Below are 18806 nucleotides of genomic sequence, written 5' to 3'. Positions count from 1 at the left end.
GTAGTCCTCCTCCAATAAAACAAGACAATAGGAGTTAAGCTTTAATCCAAACCGGAGTAGTCCAAGCGATTCCTGGATAGTTCAGCTCTCCTTCGCTTTCCTGGATAACTTCAACAAAATAATAGCGGCAGGTCTCGGCCTGGTCCTCAAATTCATAGACTTTAGGCTCGCTGGTCCTTTCATCGCATACAGCAACAACTTCACCGTCTCTGATCAGTCTGACTTCATTCACCTCAGTAGTGGGGTATACTTTAACCTCTATTTTGTTCTTAGGGTGATTTACAGCTGTTTTTCCCATAAAAGTACCATTAACTTTGAGTAAGACAGCCAGGCGGGCACCATTGGTGCTGAAAGTGCTGCGCTCCTTTAGACCGGCAAAGACAGATTTCCGTGACAAGTCAGGTGCCCAAAGACCTGTTAATGCCTGCTCATAAATTCCTACACCGCCTTTAGGATGTCCGGGCGGCCTGTTGTGGTCGCTTCCCCCGACAAATGCAAACTTAAATCCTCGGGACAGCAGCTCTTTAATTGTTTTTGGCGCATAACCCCGGCCTTGGACAACTTCCATCGCAACATCAAATTCCGGATCAAAGAGTGCTGTTTCACTATCGAATATATCTTTGTATGGAAGTTTGTCTGCATGGAAATGCCGGATGGAATAAATCCTGTCTGTAAAACCAGCTGACCTTAAATTGGCGCAAATCTCCTTAAATGTTTTCATCTCACGAATTTGGTAAAATCCATACAGCGCACTCTCCCGATCCAAGAAATAGAAGTTTAAATGTCCCCGAACTGATGCAAGTGGACCTTCAAATCCATATAGGGTGACAAATTTTCCGTCTTGGTTTACACTGTCCATAAAACTCAAATAGTCCTTCCACTCGCGGGCCGTGATCTGATCATCGTGATCAATTATCGAATAGAAATCAAACTTGCGCGCTGCGACAGCGTACTTAATATGGTCGGCATAACTGCCATCATGCTCAGGTATGCATTTGGAAACCACCGAATGCCTGTGAATATCTCCCCAGTAACAGTTTAGTTCACGACCGTTAATGGCTTCCATCGGACGTTTATACAGAACTGGCCGGCTGTAAATCTTAAACTTTTTCTCAGCTATCGATTCCTGCAGGAGCATACTGCGAATCCCCCGGCTAATGGCAATGTTAATTCGTTCAGAGTGGATGTACTCTCTTTGCGAATCAAAACTACAGCTGTGGTAGATAAGAACTAGTCCTTCATCAACCAATGCTGCTTGTACCGATTCGTCCGGATAACTTACATCTAAACTGACAATTGCTGGCTGATACCAATTTCCATCGGCATCCCGAACCATTTCATATAGTTGATAACCCCAATCATTTACCATAAGTCCCCAGTCTTCGGCTTCCCTGCGGTCAATTTCAGTTCTAAAATATCTAAAGAAGACCCTAATATGATCACCATGCTGAACCGCAACAGGACTGGCCGGCAGCTTTTGCTTATCTACTTCCTCCGGCAGCGGCACAGGGATAAGCTCTGAGGCTTTGACACCATCTTCATCAATAAAAGCAATTTTGAGTTGGGTATCTCTCATGAAGTCATAAACCTGCTTACCCCAATCTTTTTCTTGACGCCAGACAACACATGCCCTGCCATCATTAAGCAGAGTGATTGTCGGCTCAGTTGCATAGCCCTCTGAAGGGAGAACAAAAAATCTACTTGCGTTCTCTCTAAAATCGCAGAACCCTCCAGCTACTGCAAATCTATCAGAATCGTACTTTTCAAAAGCAATCCACACCCTACCACTGTTTTCATCGGTTGTCATCGATAAAGACCAGACATCATCAATCTGGAGGTTCTCATACTTGTTAAGTTCTTTAGTAACCGGATCAAACCGAAAGAATTGGAGAACACTTTTTTTGCCGCGCAATGTTATTACTCCAAGCAGTATGCTTTCATCAAGCAGTTTGACTGCTTTAGTATCCCAAACACTGGCATCTATAGGGATGATGTAAGGTTCTGCGCCTGCTGATCCAACAACTAGGCAATTTATCCCACCAATAACCTGCGTCCAAAAAGCAATCGGCCTATTGGAAACAACACATAAGGCTCTCGCTTTTACTGAATCGCTGGAAATTTTATAGTTAACCTTATTCTCAATAATGCCTTTATTCAGCTGTGCTATGATAATTTCAGTTTCTTGAGACGAACTATCTTGCTGTTCTTGCACAGGAACGCCCCGTTTATTTAACAAATTAGTCCACATAAACCAAGCTTTATTGGTTAAGTCAACAGCTAATTGCGGCCTGGGATTGCCAGGAATTGCTTCTTTATTTGCGTTCCATTTGTACTTTAGCATGCATAATTGCTCCTTTATAAAATCTCTATTTTAATTAACAATAAAAACGCACACTAACCCAATGTTAACTAGATAATATAAAATAAACATCTAGTTAACAATGGATATAATAAATAAATGCATGTACTTTTTTAAGAACACCCAGATTGGAGATGGAATCGTATTTCTACCCGATAAACGTCAGCGTACAATGCCTAAACATAGAAAAACAGCCTACTACCCGCTGTTATTGTGGGTTATAGGCTGTTCCTTAAAACGTGATTAGAAATAAAATACGCTCGACCATCTATAGAACTATCGAAGCATTACCTGCACTTTTCAAACAATAAACCACAGCTGTTAGCAGATCAGTCACGCGTTCTATTCCTAGCAGTAAACTCCGAGGGAGGAATTCCTTTCATGCGTTTAAACACTTTTGAAAAATAAAAAGGATCGCTGAATCCGCATTGATAGGCAGTTTCAAAAACGGTCTCTCCAGAAGCCAGCAAATCGCAAGCTTTGTTGATCCTAATTCTGTTAATAAATTCATTGATTGTATATCCGACTTCATCCTTGAAAATCTTCCCAAGATAGCCAGGGTGCAAATGGACCAAATCGGCAAGTTCCTGGATTTTAATCTGTGTATGGAAGTTTTCAAGGATATATTTTTTGACATTATTGATTCTTTTACCATGAATCGTAGTGTTATTTATGTTTAAATAGTTCTCCATTAAACGATGGAGAATCAGCAGGAATAGCCCCCTCGCCTCCAAAATATAGCCTTCTTTTTTTTCAAGCCAAACAAACTTGAATCTCTCAAGCAGTTCAATGAGATTGTGTTCAATTCCGATATGGAATTTCCGCGGAAGGGGAAGCTCTCTAAAGCCCCCATCTACAAACCTATATTGAAAGTTAAAAGCAAAGCAGTGCATAGGATTGTCTGCATCAGTAAAAGCCCGCCGTTTAACTCCTTTCGGAACATAAATAACATCTCCGCTTTCTAAAATAATGTCTATATCGTCAACAACATATGTTGAGGTACCGTCTATTACATAGGTGATATCATAAAACGTAGTTATATCTTCCTTAATGTACCAAGTCGGCATGCACTCTCGTTCGTTGAAATATTCAATTGTTGGCAGGATATCAAGATAATCATTAATCATACCAAATCCTTCTTTCGGATAGGCATCATGCTTATACACCAGAAACAACCTGCATTAATTTAATATTTTGTGGATTCATTTATAATTTTAAACGAATATATTATATGTGTCAAGTTTTGCAGATATAATAGGAAAGCACGTCAGCCAGCCTAAAGAGTAATTATAGGCGGTCTAACGTGCTAGTGATTATTAACCTAAAATAATCTTTCTTATTATCTCGATATCTACCTTCATCTTGCGATCAATTGTCATTAGTCCATTTACTTCCTGCATTACATCAGTTAACTGTGTATAGCAGAAGCCTTTAATTAGTGGTATCGACTTGATAGCCTTAACTAATCCAGCAAATCTTCTTAGAAAATCTTCTTCATCCTTTACTGCGTATCCATATCCCCATTTTCTCTCACCGGAAGAACTTGCTGTATCTACCGCAAAAGCAATTCCTCCAAATTCAGTGATTAAAACAGGCTGGCCTTCATATTCTTCGCCGTATGCATATACCATACGTGAAGCTGCACTGCCATTAAAAAGTACCTCCGGATCTTGGAATTTCCGTGCCAGCTCACTTCCCTCTGCAGCATAATCGTGAATAGCGTTGATATCGGAAATAACCTGCTCCCAGCCATCATTGGTACTGACGAGGCGGGACGGGTCCTCTGCCTTCGACAGATAATAGAGCATCCGGCCAAAGTTCTGCTGTTTCGAATCGGAGATGATATTTCTGACACCCCAGGACTCATTCAGCGGAACCCACAAAATAATTGATGGATGGTTGTAATCTCGGTTGATAAAGTCCCGGTACTCTGTCGTAATGTTACCAATTTCCTCGGAATTGAAGTTGTAGGCGCTGGGCATTTCACCCCAGACCAAAAGCCCGAGTTTGTCCGCCCAATAATAAAATCGAGGGTCTTCAATTTTTTGATGCTTTCTGACTCCGTTAAAACCCATTTTCTTGGTCATTTCCAGATCATATTTAATAGCTTCATCACTGGGCGGCGTGAGCAGGGTCTCCGGCCAATAACCTTGGTCGAGGATTAATCTCTGATAAATCGGCTTGTTGTTGAGCAACACCATATCATCTTTGACGGAGATTTTTCGCATGCCAAAATAAGTTTTAACCACATCAACCACTTCGCCATCTTTATGCAGTGTGAATACAGCATCGTATAAATTAGGCTGCTGCGGGGTCCAGTAATGGATTTCATCAATTTCATCTTCCTCTTTGATATTAATTGTCTGCTTGGAAATCCGCTCGTTCAGCTGCCATTGTACAGAGTTGATGTGTCGACCGTTGTAATATAAATCAACTTTCAGGTTCATGTTTTCCGGCTTGCGATCTAAATACAGTTCCATATAAGCGCAGCTCTTATCAATATCCGGAGTAATCTTAATTAGATCGAGGGCTACTTCTCCCGCAGTCTCAAGCCAGACTGTCTGCCAAATGCCTGAGCTGGCGGTATACCAGCACCGATCAGGCTGTTCTTTCCAGTATTGTTTACCCCGCGGTTGACTTGTATCATAACGGTCGACTACCTTTACTACCACAGTATTGGTACCTATTTCAACAAATCTGGTTATATCAAACTTAAAGGGCAGATATCCCCCTTTATGGTCGCCTATATACTCTCCATTAATCCAAACCTTTGCATAATAATCCACAGCACCAAAATTGAGAAATATTCTTTTGCCGCTCCAGGGTGCGGGAATGTCAAACTCTCTTTTATACCACATAACCTCATGCAGTTCTTTAATTCCTAACCCGCTTTTCTCGCTTTGGAAAACAAAAGGTACTAAGATTTTCATGGAAAAATCCTTATCTTTGTACCAACCTTCTAATTCTCCAAGCTCCTGATCATCAAATTCAAATTCCCATTCACCGTTTAGATTCAACCACTCTTCTCTTTCAAAGTCTGGTCTGGGATACTCGGGTCTTGGAATGTTTGTTTTCATCTAACACCCTCTCTTTTTTTCATATGTTATATTTACTACCATAACAATTGTTTACATCGAGTTATATAATACATAATTTTTGGATCAAATTCCAGTATTAGGGTTAGAAAAGTTAAAAAACCGCGCAAACTCATCGTTTTCCTAACAAAACAGCAGATGATAATACCGCTCGATTCTGCTCTGCAGCTGCCTGAGACTGATATACCTGGCTTCTCTAATGACTTCTTTTCCTTCTATAAAAACGAGTACAGCCGGAATAGAAAAGATGCTGTGGAAAGCCGCCAGCTCCATAAATTCATTTGTATCAATATATGCAGATCTTATCTGCGGATATTGTTCAAGCAGAGTTTCCACTTTCGGTTTCAGATCACGGCATACACCGCAGTCCTGGCTGCCAAAAAAGAGCAGGACCAGTTTCTGTTCTTTAATAAGCTTCTCAACGCCTTCTAAGTTGGTTATAAGTTCCATAAAACATCACCTCCTTTGCTATACAAGTGCAGAGCAATATTCTTATATTTTACAGCAATAAGTCTTAGTGACTTTGTTGACAATCTCCGATACCATTGATACTAAGGAGGGATCTCATGAAAAATAAATATCGATTATTTATTACTGCAGTTGTAGTCTGTTGGGCAGTCTTTCTTTGCTTACCTTTTGCCCAGGCTCAGGAATTAGGAAAGGACGGCGCAGTGGCGGCTAACAAAGTCTTTTATTATCAGCTAGGAAATGAACCTATTACTCTGACCAGTGATACCGGCTTTGAGTTTGCAGTTGAACTGCCAAATGGCAGCTATAATGTAACTGTAACCGCTCCAAAATCGGATTCACCACAGGTAATGGAAATCAGAGCTGAAGACCAAGTCCGCTATTACACAAGTTCAGAGCATCTAGTAAACTCCGTTGAAGCAGCGTTTGAGGTTGAAGTTGCCGATGGAGAACTCAATCTCACCTTCAGCGGTTTCGCCCCTGAGACAACTAATCTGGAAGTCTCCGAAATCCTAAAGTTTGATTTTGGTCACGCTGTCCGCGCACCCGGGTACATTAAAATGCCGGCTGACTTCGGATTTGATCCTGAGCTCGGCTATGGGTTTGCACAGCCTACCATCGACAAAGTTCAGAACCGGCTCAATCGAGCCTCGACCGATCCGCTCTATCAGGATGCGGTCAGATTTTCTGACCATGGACGTTTAAGTTCTAACTCCTTTGATATTGTTCTTGTTCCGGGTCGGTACAGCTTTAAGTATGCAGTGGGAACAATTGCCCGGATGAGCATTTATGTAAACGGACTTCCGGGAGTGCTGAACATTACCGGAGCCTTCACGGTCGACCAATTTGAAATGGAGATTCCTGACGGAATTGCAAAGATTACAGTTACCGGAAAAGAAGGTACCTCCTACGAATTGGCTTGGTTAGAAGTTAAAAAGATCGGTGATGAGGTTTCTACCAAACCCACGATCTGGCTGGGCGGCGACTCAACTGTCTGCAACTATTATCCTTTAGAGCCCGCTAACAAAGGTGCCATCACCGGCTGGGGACAAGTTCTGCCTTTCTATCTAACTAATGATATCAACATCCGCAACTATGCCACCAGCGGCCAAACCACCCAGTGGTTCAGAGAAGATGGCGCTTTCGATGGAATTGTTGAGCAGATCAAACCGGGAGAATATTTCATCTGCCAGCTGGGAATTAACGACCGGAACAAAATCCTTAACTCCCAGTTTAAAGCCAACCTTGAATACTTTGTCGATCAGATCCGATCCAAGGGCGGCATTCCAATTCTAGTAATTCCCCAAGGCAGAGCAGATGGATTTAGTGTAGATCCACAAGGCAATCTGACCCATGGAGTATCTGGATGGGCATCTCTCTATGGAACGATACGCCTCGTGGCCTTTGAAAAAGACGTGCTGCTGATCGACAACGCAGCATTAAGCTCCGCGTATTTTGTCAGCATCGGCGAAGCAGAAACCAGAAAACTTTATGCAGATAACACCCATCCCAACTATTATGGCGCTTTAGAGCTGGCCCGCATCATTACCGAAGATATTAAGCGGCAGGAGATTCCGGGTATCTATACTACACCTCAAAAAACAAACTATGCATCAGATCAAACACTGAAGCTCTACACTCCAGAATTAAAGAACGCTTCTGGTGAATACATCTACAACTTAGACCAATCTCCGGTTAGGATTTCGATGCTGGCGAAAAACACTGGCACTGAATCGAAAACAGTAACCATGATTGTTGAGCTTGTTGATCAGGCTGGAAATGTAATCGATACAGCGGTCACAACCCAGCAGATCGATGCACACAGCTCTAAACCCTTGGAAGTTCAGATCAGCACTGACCAAGCTGGCAGCGGTGCACATTTACGAATTGCAGCTGCTAATGGCGATTACGGCAATCATGTCGTGATAAACGGCAGTGAAATCACAATGGGAGGTAATCACTAATGAGTAAAAGAGCTTTATATCTTTTCTTGCCCTGTCTGATTATCTTAGCGCTGATCAGTACCTCAGCATTCGCTGCTCAGTATTTGATTCCTGCTGATGGCATCGAAGGTTTTGAATACGACTATCCCGTCGGAACTGAAATTGCCCAGGAACCGGACCCAAATTTTGATGGCTGGGCTATCCTGGGTTCAAATGCTACCCGCAGCGCTTCCTTAGAATATAACAGTCTTCGGAAAAACCACTACATTAAGGTCTACTCGGAGCTGGGAATGCGCGGCGACGGAGTAACCAAAGGCTCAACTGTACTCTCGCGCGATCTCAACATTTCTGGCGTAGCAATGATCGAATTTGATGTCTGCTTCTGGGACGGTGTAGGTACCATTACCTTAAAAAGCACTGCTCCGACCAACTGGAACGCTGGCCACACTGCAGTATCCATCGGCCGCGAAGACCGCAATATTGTTGCAGCACACGGTTCCGGTACCGTAACTCTAGTAGAAAATAGTTCTAACTTGAAATGGTACAGCTTTAAGCTGGTGGTTAATACCGATACTAGAAAATATTCCGTTCAAGTCTATGATGGAAGTAAATTAATCAGCGAAGCTGTAGATTTAGACTTTGGCATCAGCAGCGGCGTGCAGGCATCAGGAATTAGAAACATCAATGTTTTCCTTCCAGATCAAGCTGTGGATAAGACGGTTTATATTGACAATGTCAAAGCTTACATTCCCCAGGTAGCCAGCATCAGCGTTTATCAAGCCGGGAATGGACTGCAAATACCGAAACAAGACAGCACACAGCTGAAACTTACAGCCCGCGCTTACAACGAGCAGAACATGATTATTCCAGGATCATCATTTAAATGGGCGCTTAAGGAACAATATCCGGGGCTGGAAATTGAAGCAATTGTCGATGAAGCCGACTCAGCATGGCTCAAAGCAGATCCTAGTGCTCAGCCCGGAGTGATTATTGTTACAGCCACTGCCGGTGGTGTGACCACTGAGCAGGAGATCCAGCTTACTGCCACAGACCTGAACATTGAGATATCAGGCAGCGACAGCATCCTGATTCCCTTTACTGACCCAAAAACTGAGACATTTGCAGTGACAGTAAACCGCAGTGATGGTACAATAGTAGCTGACGAGTCTGTTACATGGCAGCTCTATGATGAAGATAATCTCTTCCCTCTGTCCCATCCGGGGCTGACAGTTGACAGCGCAGCCGGTACTCTTACCATCGAACCAAGTACTCAACCGGTTAACGCATCTGTAAGAGCTGTTTTAAATTCGGATCCCATAATTACACAAGCAAAAAAGGTTGTGATTCATCCAATGCGTTACGATTTAGGCACCGGTGCAGCCGAAGCAGGATATATTAAGATTACGCCCGACGCAGTTTACAGTGATGCTACAGGATTTGGAATTGATCCAAGTACCCCTGTCCAAGCAGCTGTTATTGACGCTGACAGTCCGGTTGAGGGAGATTACCTCTATTCACCCAATGGATTCTTCCGCTTCCAGCAGAAGCTTGATCCCGGTAACTACAGAGTAAAACTGACATTTAATGATCCCGATTCTAACTACCTGACAATCGGTGTTGAGAATGTGCCGACCCAGCGCTTCCGCTCGAATGATAAATACGATAACCTCATCGTCAAAGGAAATGTCAACCGGAGCGGCAGTTCTGAGCTTGTCTTCGATGTTGCCCTTGTCGACGGTATTCTAGATATCGACTTTATTGGCGAAAAGCGCGGTGAAGTTCAGTACAAAGCTTTTGTCAACAGCATCGAGATTACTAAACTTGAACAGGAACAACCTGGCAGCACACCGACAGTCCATTTAATCGGCGATTCTACTGTGCAGAGCTATGCGGCCAATGATGTGATGGCCGGTTGGGGACAGAAGATCGGTAAGTTCTTAGGTTCCGGTTACACTGTCAACAACAGAGCCATCGGCGGCAGAAGTACTGCCAGCTTCTATCGGGAGGCAAGGCTGGAAAGCGTTCTGCTGAGCATAAAACCCGGTGACATCGTGCTGATCCAGTTAGGCCATAACGACGGAACGTACAACAAAGAAGAACGCTATACATCCAACGCCGACTATGAGATGCTGCTCTCTGAGTACTATATTAAAGGTGTTAAGCAGCGAGGAGCTGTCCCGGTAATCGTGACACCAGTGCCGATGCACGGATTCACTTCTACAGCTACCCTCGGCTCTTATGCAGCGAGTGCAAGAAAAGTGGCAGAAACTACCGGTACATTGATGATCGACGCTCACAATCTCGCGTTAGCCCACTACAATAGTCTGCCCGGTACCCAGCAGGAAAAACAGGCGGTACTTGACACTTACTATGTGCTCAACAAAAAAGGCGGCAGTGACTATACCCACTTTACGAAACCGGGTGCCGAAAAGATGGCAGAGATTATCTATGGTGAACTGGTAAGATTAGAAGTAGTCAAATAATCTAAAAGGCAGGTCGCGCACCTGCCTTTTTCTAATTAAGATTCTGTTTTCCTGGAGATATAAAACACATAGCTGTAATAGTCCTTAAAACGATGATACAGCTCTGCTTCCTCTACAGTCTCCTCAACAAACACTTTTACCTCATCTGCATAGTCATACTTTTTCAGAAATGCTTCTGCATATGCCAGCAGCGGGCGATAATAATCCATCCAGCATCTTTCCTCTAAAACAAAATTAGCTATAGGCGTGTACCCTGATTTTTCTATCACAGATAGTTTAGCGTCAATCGTATCAATTTCCCCATAGGCGCTGATCCAGTACTCCTCGATTTCTCTTGGTCTTGAGTCAGTCAGCCACGATATTTCTGAAACAGCAATATACCCGTTATCTTTTAAATGCTTTCTCCAAAGGGATAGCCCCTTGGCAAAGCCGATGTTGTAAATCGCCCCTTCTGACCAAATCACGTCAAAAGTGTTTTCTTCAAACTCTAAGTTATCCATGGACATTCTTATTGCCGATATGCGGCTGGAGACATTGTTTTCCTCGGCCCTCTGCCAAAGTTTTCCTAAAAACTCGGGCAGTATATCCACAGCAGTGATCTGGGCTTTGGTGTTCTTAGCCAGAGTAAGTGTCTGCCCGCCGGTGCCGCAGCCTATATCCAAAATCTTAGTATTTACATCTAAATGCGGAAGATAGCTCAGAGCTTTTAAGGTTGCTTCCTCACTGCCGGGTCCCTGCCGGTCATTATCCTTATGGTACTCAATAATCAGTTCCAGCAGATCCATTTTTTCTCTCTCCTCTTAAACGTAGTTTTGGACTAGGCGTGCGAACTACTCTTTCCTCCCCTGCACCGCTCCTAAGCAAAAATGCTGGTTATCTAAACCCCATCCCTCCATTGAAAAAAGGAACAAGGCCCAGCAGCCTGTTCCTACAATTTGATCTTAACTACAACTTTCTTGATTAACTCTGGTTCGCCGGCCATTACTCCCGGACGGTGTGCGTCTTCAGGAAAGAAAACAGCAAACGAGCCTGCCTTGGCCAGAACCATGCTGCCCTCTCCGGCATAATATAAACAATCCTTTGCTTCCAAAGCGTCTTGGATAACATCCATGTCGCTGACATGGGCATAACCCATAAGTTCAGTGCCCGAGAGTATATATTGGATATCGAGATACTTTTGGTGGGATTCCCATTTAGCCGCTTCCGGCTGTTTGCTCTGATACTCCTGCACAAGATAGTAAATATTATCTCCGTCTAACTCATAGCGCCCCGGTTCAGCCCCGGAAAGATCATTGTTCAGCAAAAACTCCAGGGCAGTATCTATCCGCAGATTGATTCCATAATACATTGCGGCATTGTGCAGTCGATCAAAAATCATTTGGACTTCCTCCTTGATATCATTTGGAATCATACTACCACAGATCTATTGTTTCCTAGATTTAAGCTTTTACTAAGGTTTCAAGCTCTGCTGTAACCACTGTCAATTTCTCCGCTGCTGCAGATAAACTTTGAACAGCCAAGTCCTGCTGTTGAGTTGATGCAGCGATTTCTTCACTTCCGGCGGTAAGCTGCTCAGTTGCTGTGGCGATAGCCTGAATTTCCACCGCAACCTGTCCGATTCTCTCCACAATTGTTTTTAACATAGTTTCAGTTTCATTGATAGAAGCATATCCGGCTTTTGTTTGCGTATTGCTGTTGATAAAAGTATTCCTGACAATCGCGGTTTGTTGAGTAAACTCCTGAATGAGATTGCGAATGCTGGCTGTTGAATGCTGAGTTTCTTCCGCTAAATGCCGGATCTCTTCCGCAACCACTGCAAACCCTCGGCCCTGTTCACCAGCACGCGCAGACTCTATGGCAGCATTAAGTGCGAGTAAGTTAGTTTGCTCAGCAACGTCCGCGATAATATCGATAATTCCTGCCATCTCTCCAGCTGCTTTTGATAATGATTCTACAACAGCTTGAGACTGCTCAGATGAGTTAATCACGCCAGTCATTACTGTCTGCGTGCTCTCCATCTGCTTTAGACCCTGGTTTGCGAGCTCATCAACCGCTCTTGCTGTTTGAGCAATTGATTGGGATTTGGTGTTCATAGAATCAGCAGCAGCCGCAAACTCCTGAACTGCAGCCGCAACATGTCCAATCGAGCTGGCAGTCTCAGAAGTAGAGCTAGAGAAGTCGGTTCCAATCAGCGATACCTCTTTCACAACTGCCTTAATTGTCTCATGCAGTCCAACCATATCATCATTCTGTTTTTGAACTTCCTGCTCTTTCTGCTCGGCATAAGTAACCAAATTATGCGCTGTTCTAGCTAAGCTCCAAGCTAATACTGTACCCAACAGGAATAATCCTGCCAGAAACACCCAATTTTGAGCTGAATAGTTGTGGATATACACCTCTGGATTAAAATAAGCATAAAGGCCATTAGCTGCTAGAAGCGCGCCCGCATAAACCACGACTAACCGCTGATTAAAATACATGGCAATCGCTATTAGAGATATGGCAATTGCAAAGGGAATTCCGGTGTTGTACTCCTTAAGAATGGCGATCAAGGCTGTTAGAACAGCTGCCAGCACAACCGCAAACAAGTATTTACAGACAGAAGCGTACCGTGTTCTCCTCAATCCCCCTACTGCTAAGGTAAAAAGCGCACCTATCAGCAGAAACGAACCCTGCACAAATCCAACCTTGAAAACCAATGTCAGCAGTACGTAAAAAACAAGGAATGCAGCTGTAAGAATTTGCATTAAGGCCCTATTCACCCGGGATTCATGGTCACTTAATAAGTTACTCAATCCAAACACCTTCTTATTAATATTTAACCGCAATTGTGATGATATTCACAATAAAGGCGTGCCGAAAACGGCTACTGTTTTTTGACAGGAAACCTGAGTACGGTTTTAAGCTTAGCTGATTCAGTTCTGCGGGGATCGGAAAGATAAATCTCGCGATGGATTTTGCTGGCGCGGACATAACCGTGCTCCTCACAGTATGCTTCCATCCTCGCAAAACTTCGCGGCTCTTCATCAAAGCTTCCTAGATGCATCATCTGACAGCTTAATCCGTCAGCAGCCTCCTCAAAGCGCACTTTCTCAAGATATGGGTTAGGCTTCTTCTTACTCACCTGCTCCAAGAAATACTCGAACCACTCGGATGTAAGGAAATCAGGCTGACGGATCATGAGCGTATACTTAAAGTTGCTTTTATCGGTAGCTGGTTTCGTGTAATCAAGCAGGTCCCATACTCCCTCAAGGGGAAAAACTGTATACTGATAATATCCACTCGGTACGTTTGCGCTTTTATAAGACATTCTCACCGCATAGCTGAGACTGTACAACGCCTCCACCGCTTTGCTGAATTCGTCACCATTGGGATCTCCGGAACCGCTGACCATCAAAAACTGCATCACAGGTACATCTATAATTTCAGGCTCATTTTTTGGTACATACAAATGCTTAAAATCCTTTTTGTAGTCAATTTTCTTGCTCAAGTAAAATCACCTCGATTTATACTAATTCCACATCCTGCGAAAGCGAAGCGGAGTTACTCCCTCAGATTTCTTAAAAGTTTGAATAAAATGACTCACACTTTCAAATCCAACTCGGTGCGAAACTACTTCGACCGATAGATTTGTGTTTTTCAACAGAATTTTACTCTCCTGTATGCGCTGTTTAATTAAATATTCGTGGGGACTGAAGCCGGTATGGCGCTTAAACTGTCTGGCAAAGTGATACTTGCTCATGCCAACGACATCAGCTAACTGATCCAGTGTCAGCGGTTTTTCATAGTTCCCCTTAATATATCTAATTGCGTGAGTGGTCGATGGCGGCAGCTGCTGTAAATCCTGCTGTTCCTCGCTGGACCTTAACAGCAGTTCTGTGATAATCTGATTCAAAAGCAGTGATGCAACAATATTGGCTTGGTAATTATGCGATCTGATCAGCTGGTGAATCTGCAGCAGTTTTGGGAGAATCGTATTGTTTGGTTCTGCGCTCAGATCAAATACCGGGCCATTGTTTTTAAGAATCTGCTGGACGTAAAGGCGGCTGCTGTTCCCGTTAAAATGAATCCAGACCATCTCCCATAAATCTGTTTTGGAACTGCCGTAATAGTGGGGCGCCATACAGTCGATAATAAAGAGCTGATGGCGGCGCACCGTATAAGAAACGTCATTGTATTTCAGATAACCGGTTCCGTCCAAAGTGTATTTTATCAGGAGGGAATCAAGTCCCTCGCGGCGGCAGCAGTAGATTGGTTTAGAATAATAATGACCGGCACTCTGCACATAATAGAGAGCCGCCTTTTCTGCTTCGCTGTTATAGTGTTCATATGTCCATGATTGATCCATTACTTTGCGGGTCATTACTTAATCTCCCTACCCCGGAAGTCTCCAGCTTGAAGTTCGCTTCCGATAATCACATTCAATAACTTCCCCACCAGTTCCTTGGAAACCTTCCTCCTCATCAACAAAAAAAGCCCCATTAAAGGGCTTATTCCTTGTTCCACAGTTCACTCTTCAAGATCTTCCAGACGATCTTCTAAATCACTTACCTCATCTTCCAGGCGACTAAACTCATATTCTAGATCATCAATTCGTTCTTCCAACTGTTCAAGGTCAAGGTCATCGATCTTTTCAAGTTCTGACTCTGCATCGTCAAGACGATCCTCAATAACATCAACTCTGCTGTCAACATCATCGATGCGGTCTTCCAGATCAGCAATCTCATCTATATCCTCAAGCTGCCGCTGAATTTCCGCAAGTAGTTCTTCTAACTTTTCTACCCGCGTTTCCAACTCCGCAACAAGGTCCATCCTGCGCTCAAGTTCTGCAACTCGCTGCCCCAAATCAGCGATAATCAAGTCCGGCTTCATCAATCTCAGCCTTTCTAAAATATTCTCGCCAATATATTCCGCTCCTGGATAGAAATTCCTTTCAAAAAAACCGAGTTTTTTTACAGCCGCAGGTCTCTTTTCTGGTAAATTCCATGGGCGGCTGCAAAACTGACTACTATCACTGCGATGCCAATCAGCCATTCAACCGGAAGGATTCCTTCTTTCAGCAATTTTTGGATCTTAATCCATTCCATAGGAGAGAAATAGCGCAAAAAGCTCAGCCTCTCCACGACAATACTGGTAATCCCTAAAATATAGGTTCCAAATACAGCCGCTAAAACCACACCAGAAGTAGATTTGCTGCTTTTCAACACTGCTGATAAAAGCATCCCGACAGCAAGATAAATCAAGCCCACATAGAGCATCGAACCGTAGAGAATCCCCGCTTCCTTAACGCTGGCAGTCAACGTATAGTCAGTAAACAGCAGGTATCCCGCGATGGTTGTGATGCTCAGCACTGCCAGAAGCGCAGCGAAGACGGATATATTGGCAGCTGCTTTCTGGATAAAGATATGGCTGCGGCTGATCGGTCTGCTGTACAGCAGTTCGATAGTTCCGTCAGTTTCCTCTTTTACTAAGGAATTAACCGCAAACTGCATGATAAAGATCATGACGGCAATCGTCAGATACTGCAGCACATAGCCGAAAAAGTTAGTAATTAATGTGAAATCAAAAAGTTCTCCAAGACCAAATGCTGCCAAAAGCACCGGATCAATTCCTTCCAGTTTTGCTCCAGCAAGCTGCTGCATCGCATCAGTCTGCATCGAAGGGAAGAATGCCAAGATAAAAAATGTCAAACCACAGAACACAATGGTCCCGATCATAACACTCTTCCAAGTATTGCGCAGTTCCAGCATGAAAGTATTCATCGGCTTTCCTCCTGCTCATAAAGGTCCATAAAGTAATCATCCAGGCTTTCGTTTTCAATAGTAAAATCATCTGGCTCAGCCTGTTTCAATATATCCAGCAGTATTTCTCCTTCACCCTGATAGCGATAAACTCGTTTCTTGCCGACTTCCTCCAATAGTTGTAAACCTGCACTATTCATTGCCTTTCCTCCCCACACCGTCACAATTTTACGCGGTTGGCTCAGTAAACCTAAATCTGCGGTCGTAACAATCTCTCCCTGCTTTATAAAAACCACACGATCGCAGTATTCCTGCACTTCACTGAGATTATGGCTGGAAAGCAGTATCGCAGTACCTTTCTCTGCCTGACTCGTCAGCTCGCGAAACAATCGCTTCTGCATCATGGGATCAAGTCCGCTGGTGGGTTCATCTAAAATCAAAACCTTCGGTTTTACAGCCAGTGCGCACACAATCGCGGCTTTTTTCTTATTACCGGTAGAAAGCTCGCCAAAACGCTTAGTCAAATCAACTTCAAACAGCTCGCATAACCGCTTCGTCTCCTGATCAAAGCCTGCGCCGTGGAAACCATTACTGATTTCAATTAGTTTCTTGATCGTTAGGTTACGGTAGTAGCGGACATCACTGGGCACATAACCGGTGAACTTTTTAATTGCTTTGCTTTCAGTTACTACATCCTTCCCGCAGATGGAAGCGGTGCCGCTGGTGGGAAAGATAAAGTTCAGCAGAATCCTAATTGTTGTAGATTTTCCGGCCCCATTTGGACCCACAAAACCGAGAATTTCCCCTTCCCTTACCGAAAACGATACATTCTCGATTCCGCGGTGCCTGCCGTAATATTCTTCAGATTTTGTATGCGAATTACATCCATAACAGCTGCCTCCTAAACCTCTTTATGATTGATAATTTCACTATTCAGAAGGCATCCCTTGCCGATGGGTTAGTTAGTTTCTCTTCCATTCCATTCTGTTTATTAGAGGAGCAGTTAGAAAAGCCGTCTCTCCATGATCGAGAGACGGTCTCTGTGTCTTCTAAATTATACAGATGCACCCATTTCAGCTGTAAGCCCCGCTGCCAGCGCAGCCTTTTTGCGTACCTGCTTGCGGGCGTAGAAGAAACTGATCACCTGACCAATTCCCGCCAGTGCCCAGGTAACCGGATAGCAGATAAACAGCACATTTGGTGTCGGATACCACCTGAATACTGTTACCAGCCACACTATCCGCATCAGACATGCCCCCACTAAAGTGCAGAGCATCGGCAGAATCGAGTAGCCCATGCCGCGGGTTAATCCCGGATAGACATTCATGATGCCGCAGGTAAAATATGCGACCATCATAATCTTCAAGCGCATCATGCCGAGCTCAATCACCTCAGGGTTCTTCGTATAGAGAGCCAGTAATGTTTCGCCAAATACAAGCATTGCTCCGCTTAACACAAACCAAGTGGCAAAAACTAGTACTGTGCAGATCTTAGCTACTGAGTCGATCCGATCATAATTCTTTGCTCCCATATTCTGCCCGGTAAATGTAATGGCCGCGTTGTAATAGGCGTTCATGGTCGTACCCACCAAGCCTTCCACATTACCTGCTGCCGAGCTGGCTGCAACCATGGTAGAACCAAATGAATTAACTGCTGATTGAACTAAGACATTTGAGATTGAAAAGAGCAGACTCTGCAGACCGGCAGGAAGTCCAATTCGGACAATATCTTTTAGCTTCTGCTTATCGATGCGTATTTGACGCGGGAACAGACGAATCGCCCTATCAGTTTTGATTAAACAGCGGAGAATTAAGTATACAGCAAGGTACTGAGAAATGACGGTCGCTAAAGCCACTCCCGCCACACTCATCTTTAATACGATTACAAAAAACATGTTAAAAATCACATTGACGATGCCGCTGATAATTAAGTAGTTCATTGGACGGCGAGAGTCGCCAACCGCACGCAGGATGGCTGCGCCAAAGTTATAAACCATACTTGCCGGTATCCCCAGGAAATAAATCCGCATGTATAATTCCGAAAGGTGAATGATATCGTGAGGTGTACCCATCATGGCAAGCATGGGACCGCAGAGGATAAGTCCCAACACCATTACAATAAATCCTGAGACTATACTGACTGCAATTGAAGTATGGACCGACCTGCTGATCGGTTGGGGCTTACCAACACCATAGTCTTGGGCTACCACCACACTCGTGCCTACAGACAGTCCCATGAACACGTTTACGATTAAGTTGATCAGCGATCCGGTGGCACCAACTGCAGCCAAGGCTTCGCTGCCAGAAAACCTCCCCACCACAACCATATCTGCAGCGTTAAATAACAGCTGCAGAAGATTCATTGCCATAATCGGCACTGCAAATATTAGGATCTGCCCAAAGAGCGACCCCTTAGTCATATCCATTTCATGTTTACTTACTGCCATAAGTACACTCTTCCTTTACATTTTTTCCTAAATATTTATAAAACTCCAGACAGATCCTCACTGGTGTTGGACTTATCTGTTTAAAATATCATTACATTAATGATATCATATTGAAACAGACTTTGCTATAAACCCAAAACAAAAAGATCGTGTCAAGCAACTGTAGGATGAAATAGGACCCACCAACCCTAAGGGAACGAGTCAACTGGTATTTAGTTATAAATGCAATGATGCATTGGATATTTGCCGTAGCAATGGCCGATATGATCTT

15 protein-coding genes are annotated in these 18806 nt (G+C 43.9%); 2 read left to right on the top strand and 13 right to left on the bottom strand.

The genetic code is table 11. From position 1 onward, the window contains the following. Positions 1-34: 34 nt before the first annotated feature. The 4 genes from GX019_01225 to GX019_01210 form a co-directional block, all read right to left on the bottom strand. Positions 35-2341 (bottom strand): CehA/McbA family metallohydrolase, encoded by a 2307-nt coding sequence (locus tag GX019_01225; GenBank protein ID HHT35775.1) that lies wholly within the window; start codon positions 2339-2341, stop codon positions 35-37. 347 nt (positions 2342-2688) lie between these two features. Then, positions 2689-3525 carry an AraC family transcriptional regulator gene (locus GX019_01220; protein ID HHT35774.1) on the bottom strand — a complete coding sequence of 279 codons (837 nt, stop codon included), beginning with the start codon at positions 3523-3525 and terminating at the stop codon, positions 2689-2691. A 150-nt stretch (positions 3526-3675) separates the two neighbouring features. Continuing rightward, complete coding sequence (locus tag GX019_01215) at positions 3676-5436, bottom strand: glycoside hydrolase family 2 (GenBank protein ID HHT35773.1); 1761 nt, start codon at positions 5434-5436, stop codon at positions 3676-3678. Between the two features lie 141 nt (positions 5437-5577). Beyond that, positions 5578-5904, bottom strand: a complete 327-nt coding sequence (locus tag GX019_01210) for a thioredoxin family protein (GenBank protein HHT35772.1) — start codon at positions 5902-5904, stop codon at positions 5578-5580. A gap of 116 nt (positions 5905-6020) precedes the next feature. On the opposite strand from GX019_01210, the gene GX019_01205 reads away from it, so the two are divergent. Both GX019_01205 and GX019_01200 read left to right on the top strand, forming a co-directional pair. Beyond that, positions 6021-7886 (top strand): hypothetical protein, encoded by a 1866-nt coding sequence (locus GX019_01205; protein ID HHT35771.1) that lies wholly within the window; start codon positions 6021-6023, stop codon positions 7884-7886. Further along, a complete protein-coding gene (locus GX019_01200) occupies positions 7886-10348 on the top strand; it encodes a hypothetical protein (GenBank protein HHT35770.1) in 2463 nt (820 codons plus the stop codon). The genes GX019_01205 and GX019_01200 overlap by 1 nt, the downstream gene beginning before the upstream one ends. 35 nt (positions 10349-10383) lie before the next feature. On the opposite strand, the gene GX019_01195 is transcribed toward GX019_01200, so the two are convergent. The 9 genes from GX019_01195 to GX019_01155 all read right to left on the bottom strand — a co-directional run bounded on the left by GX019_01195 (position 10384) and on the right by GX019_01155 (position 18535). After that, a complete protein-coding gene (locus GX019_01195; protein ID HHT35769.1) occupies positions 10384-11133 on the bottom strand; it encodes a methyltransferase domain-containing protein in 750 nt (249 codons plus the stop codon). 143 nt (positions 11134-11276) lie between these two features. Further along, entirely contained in the window at positions 11277-11726 is a 450-nt protein-coding gene (locus tag GX019_01190; GenBank protein HHT35768.1) for a DUF386 domain-containing protein, read from the bottom strand. A 61-nt stretch (positions 11727-11787) separates the two neighbouring features. Continuing rightward, positions 11788-13047 carry a hypothetical protein gene (locus GX019_01185; GenBank protein HHT35767.1) on the bottom strand — a complete coding sequence of 420 codons (1260 nt, stop codon included), beginning with the start codon at positions 13045-13047 and terminating at the stop codon, positions 11788-11790. Positions 13048-13214: 167 nt separating this feature from the next. Beyond that, positions 13215-13838, bottom strand: coding sequence for a hypothetical protein (locus GX019_01180; protein HHT35766.1), 624 nt, complete (start codon positions 13836-13838; stop codon positions 13215-13217). Between the two features lie 21 nt (positions 13839-13859). After that, positions 13860-14711 (bottom strand): AraC family transcriptional regulator, encoded by an 852-nt coding sequence (locus GX019_01175; protein ID HHT35765.1) that lies wholly within the window; start codon positions 14709-14711, stop codon positions 13860-13862. A 146-nt stretch (positions 14712-14857) separates the two neighbouring features. Next, complete coding sequence (locus GX019_01170; protein ID HHT35764.1) at positions 14858-15220, bottom strand: hypothetical protein; 363 nt, start codon at positions 15218-15220, stop codon at positions 14858-14860. Positions 15221-15300: 80 nt separating this feature from the next. Then, positions 15301-16110: an ABC transporter permease subunit gene (locus tag GX019_01165; protein HHT35763.1), complete on the bottom strand. Its 810-nt coding sequence runs from the start codon at positions 16108-16110 to the stop codon at positions 15301-15303. Further along, complete coding sequence (locus GX019_01160; GenBank protein HHT35762.1) at positions 16107-16925, bottom strand: ABC transporter ATP-binding protein; 819 nt, start codon at positions 16923-16925, stop codon at positions 16107-16109. Before GX019_01160 ends, GX019_01165 begins: the two co-directional genes overlap by 4 nt. 218 nt (positions 16926-17143) lie before the next feature. Beyond that, the gene (locus GX019_01155) at positions 17144-18535 is read right to left on the bottom strand and encodes an MATE family efflux transporter (GenBank protein ID HHT35761.1); all 1392 of its coding nucleotides are present in this window, start codon (positions 18533-18535) and stop codon (positions 17144-17146) included. Positions 18536-18806: the final 271 nt, after the last annotated feature.

Source organism: Bacillota bacterium (assembly GCA_012837335.1).
Lineage (GTDB): Bacteria > Bacillota > Limnochordia > Darwinibacteriales > DTU012 > DTU012.
Note: the sequence above shows the minus strand (reverse complement) of the source record. Positions and strands in the feature narration are given on the sequence as shown.

What these genes read in the sequence shown, in the direction of transcription:
- GX019_01225 (HHT35775.1), bottom strand. Translation starts at nt 2,341, where the DNA reads ATGCTAAAGTACAAATGGAACGCAAATAAAGAAGCAATTCCTGGCAAT.
- GX019_01215 (HHT35773.1), bottom strand. Translation starts at nt 5,436, where the DNA reads ATGAAAACAAACATTCCAAGACCCGAGTATCCCAGACCAGACTTTGAA.
- GX019_01210 (HHT35772.1), bottom strand. Translation starts at nt 5,904, where the DNA reads ATGGAACTTATAACCAACTTAGAAGGCGTTGAGAAGCTTATTAAAGAA.
- GX019_01205 (HHT35771.1), top strand. Translation starts at nt 6,021, where the DNA reads ATGAAAAATAAATATCGATTATTTATTACTGCAGTTGTAGTCTGTTGG.
- GX019_01200 (HHT35770.1), top strand. Translation starts at nt 7,886, where the DNA reads ATGAGTAAAAGAGCTTTATATCTTTTCTTGCCCTGTCTGATTATCTTA.
- GX019_01195 (HHT35769.1), bottom strand. Translation starts at nt 11,133, where the DNA reads ATGGATCTGCTGGAACTGATTATTGAGTACCATAAGGATAATGACCGG.
- GX019_01190 (HHT35768.1), bottom strand. Translation starts at nt 11,726, where the DNA reads ATGATTTTTGATCGACTGCACAATGCCGCAATGTATTATGGAATCAAT.
- GX019_01175 (HHT35765.1), bottom strand. Translation starts at nt 14,711, where the DNA reads ATGACCCGCAAAGTAATGGATCAATCATGGACATATGAACACTATAAC.
- GX019_01170 (HHT35764.1), bottom strand. Translation starts at nt 15,220, where the DNA reads ATGAAGCCGGACTTGATTATCGCTGATTTGGGGCAGCGAGTTGCAGAA.
- GX019_01165 (HHT35763.1), bottom strand. Translation starts at nt 16,110, where the DNA reads ATGAATACTTTCATGCTGGAACTGCGCAATACTTGGAAGAGTGTTATG.
- GX019_01155 (HHT35761.1), bottom strand. Translation starts at nt 18,535, where the DNA reads ATGGCAGTAAGTAAACATGAAATGGATATGACTAAGGGGTCGCTCTTT.